Origin of the sequence: Kribbella soli, from assembly GCF_004331345.1 — a bacterium.
In the GTDB taxonomy this organism is placed as follows: Bacteria; Actinomycetota; Actinomycetes; order Propionibacteriales; family Kribbellaceae; genus Kribbella; species Kribbella soli.
Window position 1 is genome coordinate 1103295 of sequence record NZ_SJJZ01000003.1, and the last position, 14397, is coordinate 1117691.

Below are 14397 nucleotides of genomic sequence, written 5' to 3' on the forward strand. Positions count from 1 at the left end.
TAGTCCTCCGCGACCCCTTGTCGCCGACGACGCGGATGACTACGTTGTCGCAGGACATCATACGTCCTATGACCTCCCTGGGAGAGCCATGCGCGTTCTCGCACCAGGCCGTCTCGCGGCCGCCGCCCTACTAGTGTTCACAGCCCTCACCGCGCCGCCTGCTCAGGCCGGCCACGACGACACAGCGCCCTTCGTCGACGACAGCGTGTTGTTCCAGCAGAAGACCGAGGGCTACTCATGCTTCCGGATCCCGGCCGTCGTGCATGCGACGAACGGCGACATGCTCGCGTTCGCCGAGGGCCGGGTCGCGGACTGCGGTGACGACGGCGACATCGACATCGTGCTGCGCCGGTCGACCGACGGCGGCAAGACCTGGGGCCCGCTGCAGCTGGTCTCGGACGGCAACGGCAGTACGCACGGCAACCCGGTCCCGATCGTGGACCGGAAGACCGGGCGGATCGTGCTCGTCACGACGCACAACGGCCCGCAGCCGTGCACGAACGGCTGCGACCGCGACCCGTACGTCCAGACCAGCGACGACTTCGGCGCGACCTGGACCGCACCCCGCGAACTGACCGACGCGAAGCTGCCGAGCTGGAACTTCTGGTACGCGACCGGCCCGATGCACGGCATCCAGCTCGAACACGGCCCGCACGCCGGACGGCTGATCGTCGGCGCCAGCTTCGAGACGTACGACGGGGTCGGGCCGCATGTCTACGGCACCCACCTGCTGTACTCCGACGACGCCGGCGAGACCTGGCACATCGGTGCGACGACCTCGCGCGACGACGGTTCGGTGATCGCGCAGGAGGTCACCGTGGTCGAGCTGACCGACGGCCGGATCTACGCGCTGGCCCGCGAACGCGGCACCGATCCGGGCAATCGCGCGTACGCGATCAGCAGCGACGGCGGGGACAGCTTCGACGCGCCGTTCCGGACGATTCCGAAGTTGGCGATGCCCGATGTCCAGGGCTCGTTGCTGCGGTTCAGCGCGCACAACGAGGGCGATCGGCGGAACCGGATCCTGTTCTCGGCGCCGGCGCATCCGGCCGCGCGCGAGGTGATGACCGTGCGGTCGTCGTACGACGAAGCGCGCTCGTTCGGCACGTGGCAGCAGGGCAAGGTCTTCTACTGGGGTCCGTCGGCGTACTCCGACATGGTCCGGCTGGACGGGGACGAGGCCGGGTTGCTGTACGAGGCCGGGGTCGCGAATCCGTACGAGTCGATCCGCTGGGCGCGGTTCAACGAGGCGTATCTGTCGACGCCGAACGGGACGCCGCCGGGGATCCCCGGTCCGCCCGCTCCTGGGCCGCTGACGCCCGACACCGGGCCGGCGCGCAATCCGGCGTACGTGCGCGGCGGGGCGACTGTTGCCGCAGGCAAGTTCGGGAACGGGCTCGCGCTGGACGGGGTGGACGATTACGTCGAGGTGCCGTACGACCGGTCGATCGATCTGGGCGCCGACGACTTCACGATGATGGCGTGGATCAAGTACGGCGCGACCACCGGGACGCACGCGATCCTGTGGGCGTACCGGACCGGCTCCGGCAGTACGCCGCAGGTGTGGTTGCGCGCGGAGCCGGAGAGCAAGCGGATCCGCGCGCTGCTGTCGGTCGATCGTTTCAACGTGACGGTCCAGTCGGCGTCGGCGTACAACGACGATCAGTGGCATCACGTCGTACTGCAACGGGTCGGCGGGAAGTTGCGGCTGGTGGTCGATGGCGCCGAGGTCGGCTCGGCGACGGCACCGGCCGGATCGGTGACGGCGGGCAAGGAGTTCGGCGTGCAGGGCATCCATGTCGGCCAACGCGTGGACGGTGTGAACCGCTTCCACGGCGCGCTCGACGAGGTCCGCGTCTACCGCCGGGCAGTCACCGACGGCGAACTTCAGCAGATCCGCGAGCAGAACAAGCCGATCACCAACCGGCTGGGCCTAGATCTGCCCTTCGACAAGGTGAGCGTGCCAGGCCAGGGCTGACGGGTCGGTAAGGGAGGCGACTTGGTCGACGATGACGCGGAGGCGGGCATCGTCGTCGGTCGCCTCCGCGAAGTCGGACCGGAACGGGACGTCCAGGTGCCGCGGGGCCGTTTTCCACAGGGCTTCCACGAGTTCGGTGAGAAGCTCGCGCTGGGTGGCCCGGCGGGCCTGGCGTTCGGGTGAGTTGAGGACGTGGAACATGCCGACGCCCTTCAACAGCCCGATCTCGGTGCGGGTGCCGTCCGGAACGACCAGGTCGGCCTCGTACCGAATCAGGCGGGACCGGCCGAACACGGCGTGCGTGGTCTGCTCGGCGGCGGTCGCGAACCGTCCGATGAGCTGACTGGTGACGTCCTTGAGTGCGCCCAGAGCCTGCCGACTGTCGTCGAATGCCGCGCGCGGCCAGTAGTTCAGCGCCTTCAGCCGCGCCCAGCCCTCGTCCAGCTCGGCGTCGGTTGCCTCCGGCAAGTACATCTGCCGGACCGTCTCCCAGTACGGCGCGGGCTCGGCGTCGACCGCGCCGAGGTCGATGTGGTGCGCGACGATCCCGTCCTCGACGTCGTGCACCGAGTACGCCACGTCGTCGGCGAAATCCATCACCTGCGCCTCGAGGCAGCGCCGCTCCCCCACGCCCTGGCGCAACCAGGTGAAGACCGCGAGGTCGTCGTCGTACACCCCGAACTTGCGCTCGTCCGGCCGGCGGGGCCACGGGTACTTCGTCGCGGCGTCGAGCGTCGCGCGGCTCAGGTTGAGGCCGACGCTGCGCCCTTCGGCGTCGAACGTCTTCGACTCCAGCCTGGTCAGCAGCCGCAGCGTCTGCGCGTTCCCCTCGAAGCCGCCGATCTCCGCGGCGACCTGGTCCAGCGCACGCTCGCCGTTGTGACCGAACGGCGGATGCCCGAGATCGTGCGACAGGCAGGCCGCGTCCACGATGTCCGGATCGCAGCCGAGCGTCGCCGCCAGCTCGCGGCCGATCTGCGCGACCTCGAGGCTGTGCGTCAACCGGTTCCGCACGAAGTCGTCGCTGCCGGCTGTCACGACCTGCGTCTTGGCCGCCAGCCGTCGCAACGCCGCACTGTGCAGCACGCGCGCGCGATCACGAGCGAACGCGGTCCGCCCCGGTCGCTTGACCGGCTCGGCAACCCATCGCTCGGCGTCGTGCTCGTCGTACCACTCATGCTGCTTCCTCATTACCGCTCACAGTAGCCGCGCCCACCGACACTTTGCGGGCCCTTCAGGAAACGCCGTACCGGATCCAGATGACGCCGTCCTTGAATACTTCGGTGCCGGCGTGCTGAAGATTGAGACGTCCGGTGTCGTACCAGCGGTCGCCGCCGATCAGCACCGGGTGCACGAGGAGCGCGAGCTCGTCGATCAGTCCGAGCGCCAGACAGGCCCGGAGCAGTACGCCGGACACATCGACGCGGACCGTCTGCACACCGCGGCGGCCCATAACGTCGAGCACTTCGACGAGATCGACCTGGTCGTAGCCGGTGATCAACTCGCGGGTCGTCGCGTCCGGCGGGCGCTCCGGCGTCTGGTCGGCGTACAACGCGAGGACGCCGGACCAGTACCCCAGCTCCCGCAACGAGTCCCAGCTCCGGACCTGCGCCCGCTCGTCCACCACCGCCAGCAGCGGACCCTCCGCCCGCGGACCGCGCCGAGGAGCCGCGAGTACGGCGTTCTCCTGGGCGACGATCGTCGCGGCGTCGATCAGCGTCACGTCCTCCTGCCACAGCGACGCCAGCGCATAGAACCGCGCGAGGTCGACATCGAATCCCGACGTCACCCCGTCCAGCGAGACCGCCAGCTGAGCCACCACATGAGGCCGCATGTCCCCAAACCTAGAGACGGCCACCGACAGATCCTGGTTGCAGAGACTCCTTTGCAGAGATTACTCTGCATCCATGCGACGGATCGATGCCCGGAGTCTGCGTGGACTCGCCCACCCGCTCCGGATGCGCATCTTGGAGGCGATCGAGCTCGACGGACCCGCGACGTCGAGCACCCTGGCGACGCGGCTCGGCGAGAACACCGGCACGATCAGCTGGCACCTGCGGCTGCTCGCCGAGCACGGGTACCTCGAGGAGGACCCCGACCGCGGCACGAAGCGCGAGCGCTGGTGGCGACTCCCCCACGGCCCGACCGTCCTCGACCCGGCCGAGTTCCTCGACGACCCGGAGACACGGCGCGCGCTCGACGTGTACCTGCGCGATCTCGTGGAGCGCTACTACGACCGCGTCCGGGCGTACGTCGCCGAGGACTGGCCGGCCGACTGGCAGCACGCAGCCGGTCTCTCGGACTGGCGCGACCTGCGACTGACTCCGGAGCAGCTGCACAAACTCAACGCGGAGATCGCGGCCGTCATCGACCGCTACACCGGCAGCGAACCGGTCGAGGGGTCCGAGCGCGTGATCGTCCAACTGCAATCGTTCCCGCGCCGCTCATGAGCCTGCTGCGCACGCACCGCGACTTCCGTCTGTTCTGGATCGGCGAGACGATCAACCGCTTCGGCAGCGCGACGTCATCGGTGGCGCTGCCACTGGTCGCGATTTCGATGCTCGACGCAACGACCTTCGAGGTCGGCCTGCTGACCGCGGCCGCCTGGGCGCCGTGGCTCCTGATCGGCCTGCCCACCGGCGCCTGGATCGATCGGGTACGCCGACGTCCACTCATGCTCGCGTCCTCAGCCGTCTCCGGCCTCCTGCTCGCCGTGGTTCCGCTGGTCGGCGAACTGCTGACGATCGGTTTTCTCCTGGTCATCGCAGGACTCGTCGGAGCAGCGTCGGTCGTCTTCCAGACGGCGTACACCGCCTATCTCCCGACCCTTCTGGATCCGTCCGATCACGCCGAGGGCAACGCGAAACTCCACGGCAGCGCGTCCGCTGCGCAGATCGCGGGACTCGGATGTGGCGGGCTCCTGGTCCAGTTCGCCGGCGCGGCAAATGCGCTGCTGGTCGACGCGGGCAGCTTCCTGGTCGCGCTCGGTTCCCTCGCCGCGATCCGCTTCCGGGAACGCCGTACGGACGCGCCTCGGCAGGCCGGCGCGATCCGGGAGGGCATCCGGCTGGTCGCAAACGACGTCTGGCTGCGAACGTTGACGATCTTCGGCGCGGTCTCGAACCTCGCCTTGATGGGCTATCAGGCGATCGTCGTCGTATTCCTGGTCCGCGAGGCCGGACTGTCCGCCGGCACGGTCGGCGCCCTGGTTGCGGCGGCATCCAGCGGTGGTGTTCTCGGCGCGCTCGTCGGCCGCCGGACCATGCGGTTCGGTACAGCGCGTGCGTTACTGCTGTGCGAACTCGGCTTACCGACGCTCGCGTTACTGATCCCGTTGGGTGGCGCGAGCCCGTGGTTCTACGTGGTCGGCGCGTTCGGCGTGAGCCTCGGCGTGGTCGGTGGAAATGTCGTGAAGGCGACGTTCCTCCAGTCCTACTGTCCACCTGACCTGTTCGGCCGGCTGACCGCGACGAACGCCTTCGTCAACTACGGCACCATCCCGCTCGGCGCGCTTCTCGGCGGAACCCTCGGCCAAACCCTCGGACTCACCACGGCCCTCTGGATCACGACAGCCGGCGTACCGCTGGCCGGCCTGGTCCTACTCCTGTCACCGATCCGTGGGCGCCGCGACCTGCCGACTCACCAAGGCACCGACACACCGGGGACGACCGCAGACTCCAACCGGATCCGCACCGCCTGACGGGCGCGCTCGTACCCCGCCTCGTCGTTGTGCAGGATCGACGCGAGGTTCGCGGCCTCGTAGTACGCATTCAGGTCGAACGCGAGCTGCACCGGATCGGCCGCGAGCTCGCCCCGCTCGACGGCCTCGGCGACCGCGGTCTCGATCAGGTCCATCCATTCGTGATGCACGGACGCGAGGTACTCGTGCACAGCGCCGTCGCGCGCGGAGAACTCGTGCGAGACCTTCTGGAAGAAGCAGCCGCCCGGGAACACCCGGCTCCGCGAGTAGTCCAGCCAGTGCCGGCTCAGCGCCCACACCCGCCCGAGACCGGGCTCGACCTCGTACGCCGGAATCACGACGTTGTCGGCGTAGATCCGGCGCGCGGCCCGGACGGTCGCCAGCTGCAGCTCCTCCTTGGAGCCGAAATGCGCGAACAGCCCGCTCTTGCTGATCCCGAGCTCGCTCGCGAGCCGCCCGATCGACAGTCCCTCGAGCCCGTCGACCGACGCGATGTCGACCGCACGGCGCAGGACGGCACGGCGGGTCTGGTCACCCCGCGCCAACCGTCCGTCGACCTTCTCCACGATCCCGATCCTAGGGGGTCTCCGTTGACTGCTACGCTGATCGAAACTAATAATACGACCGTTCGTATAGTTTGCTGGAGGGGATGTCATGCAGAAGCTGGTCAGTGTCGGATTGCAGACAATCGGAGTGTTGTCACCGCGACTCGGCGGACGGCTCGCCTTCAACCTGTGGCGCCGTCCGCTCGCCCGCGGCCGGGTCCGCACGAACGAGCAGGCCGTCCACGACGCTGCACACGTTGAGATTGTCAACAATGTGAAGACCTACAACTGGGGCGACGGCAAGCGCCCGGTGTTGCTGGTGCACGGCTGGCGCTCCCGCGCCTCGCGGTACGCCGCATTCATCACGCGCCTGCTCGAGCTCGGCTACAGCCCGGTGTCGTACGACGCTCCCGCGCACGGCGACTCGGACGGCGACGTCGTCTCGATCCTCGGCCACCAGCGGATCATCCGCGCGCTGGAGGAACGCCACGGCCCGTTCGAGGGCGTGATCGCGCACTCGCTCGGCGCACTCTTCGCGCTGTACGCCGTCCGCGAGGGCGTCGCGGCCAAGCGGCTGGTGATGATCAGCGGCGTCGCGGACTTCGGCTACCTGGCCGACACGTTCTGCGCCCAGCTCGGCCTGGGACCGAAGATCAACCAGCAACTGCGGCGACGGATCGAGCGCGGGTACTTCGACGGCGACGACCAGATCTGGACGCGCTTCTCGGTGCGCACCGGAAAGCTCGAGCTCCTGGTGATCCACAACGACGAGGACGAGATCGTGGACCCCGCGCAGGCCGACGTGATGCTCCGCAACTACGGCGACCGCGCGCACTTCCTGCCGACGACCGGCCTCGGCCACCGCCGGATCCTCTCGGACCCGGCGGTGATCACCGAAGCCGTGGCATTTCTCCAGGACTCGGATCAGGAGAAAGGCTCAGATGTCCCGGAAGGTCTCGATCTGAGCGCCTAGCGAGTTCAGGCGGGCGGCCAGGTCCTCGTAGCCGCGGTTGATCACGTAGACGCTGCGCAGGACCGACGTGCCCTTCGCGGCCAGCATCGCGATCAGCGTGACGACGGCCGGGCGGAGCGCCGGCGGGCACATGATCTCGGCGCCGGAGAAGTGCGTTGGGCCCTCGACCATCACCCGGTGCGGGTCGAGCAGCTTGACCCGGCCGCCGAGCTTGTTCAGGTCGGTCAGGTAGATCGCGCGGTTCTCGTAGACCCAGTCGTGGATCAGCGTCTGCCCGGTGGCGATCGCCGCGATCACCGCGAAGAACGGCAGGTTGTCGATGTTCAGGCCCGGGAACGGCATCGGGTGGACCTTGTCGATCGGCGCGTGCAGCTTCGACGGCCGGGTGGTGAGGTCGACGAGCCGGGTACGGCCGTTCTCGGCGAGGTACTCCGTACTGCGGTCGTAGTCGAGCCCCATCTCCTCCAGCAGCGCGAGCTCGATCTCCAGGAACTCCACCGGCGCGCGCCGGATGGTGATCTCGGACTTCGTGACGATCGCCGCGGTGAGCAGGCTCATCGCCTCGATCGGGTCCTCGGACGGCGCGTAGTCGACGTCCACGTCGATCTCGGCCTTGCCGTGCACGGTCAGCGTCGTGGTGCCGATGCCGTCGATCTTCACGCCGAGCAGGTCGAGGTAGAAGCACAGGTCCTGGACCATGTAGTTCGGGCTGGCGTTGCGGATCACCGTGACGCCGTCGTACCGGGCGGCGGCCATGATCGCGTTCTCGGTCACGGTGTCGCCGCGCTCGGTCAGCACGATCGGCTTGCCCGGGGCGATCGCCCGGTTCACCAGCGCGTGGTACTGCCCGCCGGTCGCCTTCACCTCGAGACCGAACGGGCGCAGCGCGGTCAGGTGCGGCTCGACGGTGCGCGTGCCGAGGTCGCAACCGCCGGCGTACGGCAGCTCGAAGGCGTCCTCGCGGTGCAGAAGCGGACCGAGGAACATGATGATGGAGCGGGTACGACGGGCCGCCTCGGCATCCATCGCGCTCAGGTCGAGGTGCGTCGGCGGGACGATCTCCAGGTCGCCGGCGTCGTTCAGCCAGGTGGTCTTGACGCCGATCGAGTTCAGCACCTCGAGCAGCCGGTTGACCTCTTCGATGCGGGCGACCTTGCGCAGCGTCGTACGGCCCTTGTTCAGCAGCGAGGCGCAGAGCAGCGCGACACCGGCGTTCTTGCTCGACTTCACGTCGATGGCACCGGACAACCTGCGGCCGCCGACCACGCGGAGGTGGACCGGACCGCCACCGAGAGAGACAATTTCAGAGTCGAGCGCCTCGCCGATCCGGGCGAGCATCTCGAGGGTGAGGTTCTGATGACCCTTCTCGATCCTGTTCACCGCACTCTGGCTGGTGTTCAGTACTTCCGCGAGCTGCGTCTGCGTCCAGCCGCGATGCTTGCGGGCGTCCCGGATGAGGTTTCCGATCCGGCTCAGGTAGTCATCGGTCATGAGCCGGACCTTATCTCACATGTGAGATACCGCTGCACCGACCCGCCGGTGTCAGCGTAGCGAACGTCACGCGTCCGCCGGTTCCGGGGCCCGGAAGGACCCACGCGACCTGGTGAATCGCCCGCAGCCTACAGTTACCCCCAACTCCCGCCGCCACCCGGAGAGGACCAGCAGATGCCCGACGACACCTCCGCCGCGGTGGTCAACGAGTTCGAGGCGGAGTCGTGGCCGCTGGAGGCCGCCGCGGACAGCCTGCACCAGGTCATCGAAGGATTCCACAACGGGGACACCCGGCCGCTGGTGATCGGCGACGGTGACCAGCCGGTGCTCGTGGTGCTGGCGATCGCCGACCTGGCCGACTTCCGGGCCCGGATCGCGGACCTGCTCGGCAACCCGGTCGACGCCGGCTGGCTGCGGTACTACTTGCGTTCCAACTTCGACATGAGCTCCGAGCGACTGGTCGAGCTGCTCGGTGTGGACACGGACCACGGGCTGTCCTCGCTGGCCAGCCAGGTGAACGTCGAGCAGGCCGCGACGCTGATGTCCGACCACGTACGCCGTACCGAAGCCGGCGGCAACCCGCTGATGCTGATCGGCGACGGGACGATGGCGACTGCCGCGCTGCTGTCCTTCCAGGCGTTCCAGGTCCTGCTCGCGATGGAAGGCGACGGCAAGGGCGAGGACGACTCCTGCGCGCACGACGACGAGGAGAAGCCGACCACGCCCCTGGAGGTGCTCGCCGAGCGGATCGGTCCGGTGTCGACGCAGCTGGTCGCACAGATCAACGCCGGCCGCGAGCCCGGCCTCCCGCGGTACGAGCTGCACTTCGAGGACGAGCTGGTCGAGCACCTACGGGACCTGGAGGCCCGCGCGCAGAAGGCGCCGGGCGGTGGGGCGTACGACGAGCTGAACGGGCTGCTGCACCAGTTCGACCAGATGCGCAGCGGGCTGGTCGAGGCGGAGGCCGAGGACGAGCCGGACGAGGCGCCGTACCTGGAGGCGTCCGATCTGAAGGCGGCGCTGCCGGACATCCGGGACGCGTTCCGCGACGGCGCCGACGACCCGTACCTGGTCGGCCTGGACGGGCGGCCGCTCGCGGGGCTGATCTCGTTCGACCTGTACGAGGAGCTGCAGAAGGTCTCGGTCGAGCTGGACGGGACGGACGAGGCACCGGTCCTCCCGCTGCCCGAGCCGCGCTGGGAGAACGGTCCGCGGCTGGTGCCGTTCGAGGTCGCACTCGAGATGTGCGAGGCGGTCATTGAGGACCTCACCAACGGCGAGGCGTCGATGCTGTTCATCGCCGACGAGGACAACGAGCCCGAACTGGTCCTCGCTCCCCTGGTCTGGCTCTGGGCGTACGTCGACCACCTGAACCTGGAAGGCGCCGACGCCTGACACTTCGAGAACGCTCGAAGTGGTTGTATGTCGCGCCGAGGACGGATGGCGCCAAGCATCCCGCCGTACTGTTCTTCGGCGGCTCTGAAGGTGGCCTGCCGCCGCCGTCGGTCCCGGACCTGCTGGCGTCGCGCGGCTACCCGGTGCTGGCGGTGGCCTACTTCCACACGCCGGCCGCCCTGCTCTCGTCGCTGAAGCGTTAGCTGAACGGGAAGAGCGGCTGCCATTCGGCGAAGGTGGCGATCTCGTAGACGTCGGCCGGGGTGTACGGGTCCTTGGCGAGGATGTCGCGGAGCTCTGCCTCGTCGGCCACGTCGTACACGAGCAGCGCGCCGGTCTGGTCGGTGAACGGTCCGGCGGCGACGAGCTTGCCATCGGCCTTCAGCGCGGCGAGGTACTCGCGGTGCGCCGGGCGGACCTCCATCCGGCGGTCGGTCCGGTCGACGTCGAAGCGCAACTGCACGACATATTGGGCCATGCCCCAAACTCTACAATGGCCTTGGAACAAAGAGATTTGGTGCGGGAAAGGGAGTCACGAGCCGCCACAGCGGCTGGTTCAGGTCAGACCCGAAAGTCGACGGCGATCTCCCTTCCCGCCCGGATATTCTCACCAGCCGAGGGGCCCCTACGCAAGGGGTTGGTTAAGAGAAATTCCTACAGACAGTTGATTCATATAACGCTTCGTGATCGATCCCCCGGCCGCGTCCATGAGAGCGCTGATACAGCCGTACAGTCCGTCACGCCGGTCCGTTGTCAAGGCCCGATGACCCGAATACGAGGACAGAAGTTCGAGGTACTCAGCCGTCGAATAGACCGCGTCCCAGGCATAGCTGCGGAACTCCACGGACCCGAAAAGGTCCGTCTCCCCGAGCCCCGCGGGATCCACCGGTACGTCGTCCGCGGCCGGCAGTCCGTCCTTCGCCGCGTCGTCGGTGAACCGGTCGTAGCACGACTGCACGTCGACGAAGAACTGCTCGGAGCCGCCCGCGACGTGATGCGTCGACACGACCGCCAGCGCCCCACCCGGCCGCAGCGTGTCCACACAGCGCTGGATCCGCGTCGCCGGATCGAGCCAGTGAAACGCGGTCGCCGAGATGACCAGGTCGAAGTCGGCCGCCGGTAGGTCCCAGGTGTCGAAGTCCGCGACGATCACCTCGACCTCGGGAAGGTTCCGCTGCAGGACACCCCCGAGCTCGGGGCTCAGCTCGACCGCGGTGACCGACCAGCCACGCTGCACCATGGCAGCAGTGGCCTGGCCGGTCCCGGGCCCGATCTCCAGCACCTTCGGACGGTCCCCGACGATCCGCGCGAGCTCGTCGAAGAGCTCGCGCGGATAGGCCGGCCGGACACGGTCGTACAGCTCCGCGTCTTCTCCGAAGGTCTGCCGAAGGGTCTGTCTGCTCACCCGGCCAATGCTGCCCGCCCGGCCTCCAGCCGTGCTACTGGAATACGGAACGGGGAGCAGGAGACGTAGTCGAGGCCGACCTCGTGGAAGAAATGGATGCTGTCGGGGTCGCCGCCGTGCTCGCCGCAGATGCCGAGCTTGAGGTCCGGCTTGGTCGCCCGCCCGCGGTCCACGCCGGTCCGCACCAGGGCGCCGACGCCCTCCCGGTCGATCGACTCGAACGGCGAGACCGCGAAGATGCCCTTCTCCAGGTACCGCGAGAAGAACGCACCCTCGACGTCGTCACGACTGAAGCCCCACGTGGTCTGGGTCAGGTCGTTGGTGCCGAACGAGAAGAAGTCGGCCGCCTCCGCGATCTGGTCCGCGATCACCGCGGCCCGCGGCAGCTCGATCATCGTGCCGATCGGGATCTCGGTGCCGCCAGGGAACTCGGCGAGTACGCGTTCCACCTCGTCGCGGGCCAGGTGCAGCTCCTGCACGGCGCCGACCAGCGGGATCATGATCTCCGGCCGCGGATCCTTGCCCTGGGCCCGCAACTCGGCGGTCGCCGACGCGATTGCCCGGACCTGCATCGCGAACAGGCCGGGGATCACCAGCCCGAGCCGCACGCCGCGCAGGCCGAGCATCGGGTTCTGCTCGTGCAGCCGCTCGACCGCCGCGAGCAGGGCCGTGTCGTGCCCCCGCTCCTCGCCGCGTTCGCGCGCCAGCGCGACCTTCACCGCGAGTTCCTCCATCGACGGCAGGAACTCATGCAGCGGCGGATCGATCAGCCGGATCGTCACCGGCAGCCCGTCCATCGCGCCCAGCAGCTCCAGGAAGTCCCCGCGCTGCAAGGGTTCCAGCTCGGCCAGCGCGGCCTCGCACTCCGCGTCGTTGTCCGCGAGGATCAGCCGCTCGATCGATTCGCGCCGCTCCCCCAGGAACATGTGCTCGGTCCGGCACAGCCCGATCCCCGACGCCCCGAACCGCCGCGCCCGCGCCGCGTCGTCCGCGGTGTCCGCATTCGTCCGTACGCCGAGCCGCCGTACGTCGTCCGCGTGGGTGATCAACCGGTGCACCGACGCGACCAACTCGTCACCCGCGTCCGGGGCCAGCGTGCCCTCGAAGTACTGCACGACCGGGGACGGTACGACCGGGACCTCGCCGCGGAACACCTCACCCGTGGTGCCGTCGATCGAGATCATCTCGCCGGCCTCGAGTACTGTGCCGTTCACCTTGATGGTGCCCTGAGCAACGTTTACGTCGAGCTCCTCCGCGCCGCAGACACAGGTCTTGCCCATGCCACGCGCGACCACGGCCGCGTGCGAGGTCTTGCCGCCGCGGCTGGTCAGGATGCCCTGCGCCGCGATCATGCCGTGCAGGTCGTCCGGGTTGGTCTCGCGCCGGACCAGGATCACCTTCTCGCCACGGTCCGCAGCCTCGACCGCGGCCGCCGACGTGAACACGACCTTGCCCGAGGCCGCGCCCGGCGACGCACCGATCGCCTTCGTGATCAGGTCCGTCGCGGCATCCGCGTCGAACCGCGGGAACATCAGCTGCGCGAGCTGCGCGCCCTTCACCCGCTTGAGCGCCTCGTCGGTGTCGATCACGCCCTCGTCGACCAGGCTGGTCGCGATCCGGAACGCCGCCGCCGCGGTCCGCTTGCCGACACGGGTCTGCAGCATCCACAACTTGCCGCGCTCGACGGTGAACTCGATGTCGCACAGGTCGCGGTAGTGGCCTTCGAGCTTGGCCATGATCTCCATCAGGTCGTCGTACGACGCCTTGTCGATCTGCTCGAGGTCGGCGAGCGGGACGGTGTTGCGGATGCCCGCGACGACGTCCTCGCCCTGGGCGTTCTGCAGGTAGTCGCCGTACACGCCGGGCTGGCCGGTCGACGGGTCGCGGGTGAACGCGACGCCGGTGCCGGAGTCCATGCCGAGGTTGCCGAACACCATCGAGCAGATGTTCACCGCCGTGCCGAGGTCGGTGGGGATGCGCTCCTGGCGGCGGTAGAGGATCGCGCGGTCCGAGTTCCAGGAACGGAACACGGCCTCGGTCGCGAGGTCCATCTGGATCCGCGGGTCCTGCGGGAACTCGCGGCCGGTGTGGTCGTGCACGGCCTGCTTGAACGTCTCGACGAGCCGCTTCAGGTCGGCTGCGTCGAGGTCGAGGTCGTTGCTGGTGCCCTTCGCCTGCTTGGCTTGTTCGATCGCGTCCTCGAACACGTCGCCTTCCATGCCGAGCACGGTCTTGCCGAACATCTGGATCAGCCGGCGGTACGCGTCCCAGGCGAACCGGGGGTTGCCGGATTGGTGCGCGAGCCCGTTCACCGAGTCGTCGTTGAGGCCGACGTTCAGAACCGTCTCCATCATGCCGGGCATCGACACGGCAGCGCCGGAGCGGACCGAGACCAGCAGCGGGTCGTCTGCCTGGCCGAGCTTCTTGCCCATCTTCTGCTCGAGCAGCGCGACGTGGTGGTCGATCTCGTCGGCCAGGTCCGCCGGGACCGCGCCGGTCTCCAGGTACGCACGGCAGGCTTCCGCCGTGATGGTGAAGCCGGGTGGCACCGGCAGGCCGAGGTTGGTCATCTCGGCCAGGTTCGCTCCCTTGCCGCCGAGGAGCTCCTTCATGTCCTTGTTGCCTTCGGCGAAGTCGTAAACGAGTTTCGGCACGGTCACTCCCTGGGTTGCAGGCGGGTGTTTGCAGGCGCGGGAATGTGGCCCGCTGGCCCGTCGACTCCGGCGGCGGGGGCGTGCTTTCAGAGTAAGCCCAAAAACCAGTCCAGTTGAACACTGGTCTCACGATGCCGACGTGACCCTCCCCACAGGTCGAAGGCCGGAAAACCCTTCCCTCATTGACAACGCGAGACATTCGACGTCTTCACCGATGAAACCTCCGGCGCGGATGCTAAGGCGGTTTGGTCGGTTG

13 protein-coding genes are annotated in these 14397 nt (G+C 68.4%); 6 read left to right on the top strand and 7 right to left on the bottom strand.

The features are described 5' to 3' along the window. Positions 1-88 precede the first annotated feature (88 nt). Positions 89-1978 (top strand): sialidase family protein, encoded by a 1890-nt coding sequence (locus E0H45_RS28055; protein WP_202872538.1) that lies wholly within the window; start codon positions 89-91, stop codon positions 1976-1978. On the opposite strand, the gene E0H45_RS28060 is transcribed toward E0H45_RS28055, so the two are convergent. Beyond that, positions 1934-3169 carry a deoxyguanosinetriphosphate triphosphohydrolase gene (locus E0H45_RS28060; RefSeq protein WP_131342791.1) on the bottom strand — a complete coding sequence of 412 codons (1236 nt, stop codon included), beginning with the start codon at positions 3167-3169 and terminating at the stop codon, positions 1934-1936. The two genes, E0H45_RS28055 and E0H45_RS28060, sit on opposite strands and share 45 nt — an antisense overlap. 43 nt (positions 3170-3212) lie before the next feature. Then, positions 3213-3812, bottom strand: a complete 600-nt coding sequence (locus E0H45_RS28065) for a dihydrofolate reductase family protein (protein WP_131342793.1) — start codon at positions 3810-3812, stop codon at positions 3213-3215. 73 nt (positions 3813-3885) lie between these two features. Here E0H45_RS28065 and E0H45_RS28070 point away from each other — a divergent pair, with 73 nt between their 5' ends. Further along, positions 3886-4428 carry a winged helix-turn-helix domain-containing protein gene (locus tag E0H45_RS28070; protein ID WP_131342795.1) on the top strand — a complete coding sequence of 181 codons (543 nt, stop codon included), beginning with the start codon at positions 3886-3888 and terminating at the stop codon, positions 4426-4428. Then, positions 4425-5678: an MFS transporter gene (locus tag E0H45_RS28075; protein ID WP_131342797.1), complete on the top strand. Its 1254-nt coding sequence runs from the start codon at positions 4425-4427 to the stop codon at positions 5676-5678. Before E0H45_RS28070 ends, E0H45_RS28075 begins: the two co-directional genes overlap by 4 nt. Here the strand turns inward: E0H45_RS28075 and E0H45_RS28080 are convergent. Then, positions 5618-6244, bottom strand: coding sequence for a TetR/AcrR family transcriptional regulator (locus E0H45_RS28080; protein WP_238155325.1), 627 nt, complete (start codon positions 6242-6244; stop codon positions 5618-5620). The two genes, E0H45_RS28075 and E0H45_RS28080, sit on opposite strands and share 61 nt — an antisense overlap. A gap of 88 nt (positions 6245-6332) precedes the next feature. Here E0H45_RS28080 and E0H45_RS28085 point away from each other — a divergent pair, with 88 nt between their 5' ends. Further along, positions 6333-7196: an alpha/beta hydrolase gene (locus E0H45_RS28085; RefSeq protein ID WP_131342801.1), complete on the top strand. Its 864-nt coding sequence runs from the start codon at positions 6333-6335 to the stop codon at positions 7194-7196. Here the strand turns inward: E0H45_RS28085 and E0H45_RS28090 are convergent. Next, entirely contained in the window at positions 7161-8687 is a 1527-nt protein-coding gene (locus E0H45_RS28090; protein WP_131342803.1) for a helix-turn-helix domain-containing protein, read from the bottom strand. The genes E0H45_RS28085 and E0H45_RS28090 overlap by 36 nt on opposite strands. 174 nt (positions 8688-8861) lie before the next feature. Between E0H45_RS28090 and E0H45_RS28095 the strand changes: the two genes are divergently transcribed. Next, positions 8862-10082 carry a type II toxin-antitoxin system Phd/YefM family antitoxin gene (locus E0H45_RS28095; protein ID WP_131342805.1) on the top strand — a complete coding sequence of 407 codons (1221 nt, stop codon included), beginning with the start codon at positions 8862-8864 and terminating at the stop codon, positions 10080-10082. 23 nt (positions 10083-10105) lie between these two features. Further along, positions 10106-10285 carry a hypothetical protein gene (locus tag E0H45_RS28100; protein ID WP_131342807.1) on the top strand — a complete coding sequence of 60 codons (180 nt, stop codon included), beginning with the start codon at positions 10106-10108 and terminating at the stop codon, positions 10283-10285. On the opposite strand, the gene E0H45_RS28105 is transcribed toward E0H45_RS28100, so the two are convergent. The 3 genes from E0H45_RS28105 to ppdK all read right to left on the bottom strand — a co-directional run bounded on the left by E0H45_RS28105 (position 10282) and on the right by ppdK (position 14099). Next, entirely contained in the window at positions 10282-10560 is a 279-nt protein-coding gene (locus tag E0H45_RS28105; protein ID WP_131342809.1) for a YciI family protein, read from the bottom strand. The genes E0H45_RS28100 and E0H45_RS28105 overlap by 4 nt on opposite strands. A 147-nt stretch (positions 10561-10707) precedes the next feature. Then, complete coding sequence (locus tag E0H45_RS28110) at positions 10708-11487, bottom strand: class I SAM-dependent methyltransferase (protein ID WP_202872539.1); 780 nt, start codon at positions 11485-11487, stop codon at positions 10708-10710. Next, entirely contained in the window at positions 11484-14099 is a 2616-nt protein-coding gene (gene ppdK, locus E0H45_RS28115) for a pyruvate, phosphate dikinase (RefSeq protein ID WP_238155405.1), read from the bottom strand. Before ppdK ends, E0H45_RS28110 begins: the two co-directional genes overlap by 4 nt. Positions 14100-14397 lie beyond the last annotated feature (298 nt).

Excerpts from the sequence above, each read along its gene's own strand:
- E0H45_RS28055 (WP_202872538.1), top strand. The coding sequence starts at position 89 with ATGCGCGTTCTCGCACCAGGCCGTCTCGCGGCCGCCGCCCTACTAGTG.
- E0H45_RS28060 (WP_131342791.1), bottom strand. The coding sequence starts at position 3,169 with ATGAGGAAGCAGCATGAGTGGTACGACGAGCACGACGCCGAGCGATGG.
- E0H45_RS28065 (WP_131342793.1), bottom strand. The coding sequence starts at position 3,812 with ATGCGGCCTCATGTGGTGGCTCAGCTGGCGGTCTCGCTGGACGGGGTG.
- E0H45_RS28070 (WP_131342795.1), top strand. The coding sequence starts at position 3,886 with ATGCGACGGATCGATGCCCGGAGTCTGCGTGGACTCGCCCACCCGCTC.
- E0H45_RS28075 (WP_131342797.1), top strand. The coding sequence starts at position 4,425 with ATGAGCCTGCTGCGCACGCACCGCGACTTCCGTCTGTTCTGGATCGGC.
- E0H45_RS28085 (WP_131342801.1), top strand. The coding sequence starts at position 6,333 with ATGCAGAAGCTGGTCAGTGTCGGATTGCAGACAATCGGAGTGTTGTCA.
- E0H45_RS28090 (WP_131342803.1), bottom strand. The coding sequence starts at position 8,687 with ATGACCGATGACTACCTGAGCCGGATCGGAAACCTCATCCGGGACGCC.
- E0H45_RS28095 (WP_131342805.1), top strand. The coding sequence starts at position 8,862 with ATGCCCGACGACACCTCCGCCGCGGTGGTCAACGAGTTCGAGGCGGAG.
- E0H45_RS28105 (WP_131342809.1), bottom strand. The coding sequence starts at position 10,560 with ATGGCCCAATATGTCGTGCAGTTGCGCTTCGACGTCGACCGGACCGAC.
- ppdK (WP_238155405.1), bottom strand. The coding sequence starts at position 14,099 with ATGAAGGAGCTCCTCGGCGGCAAGGGAGCGAACCTGGCCGAGATGACC.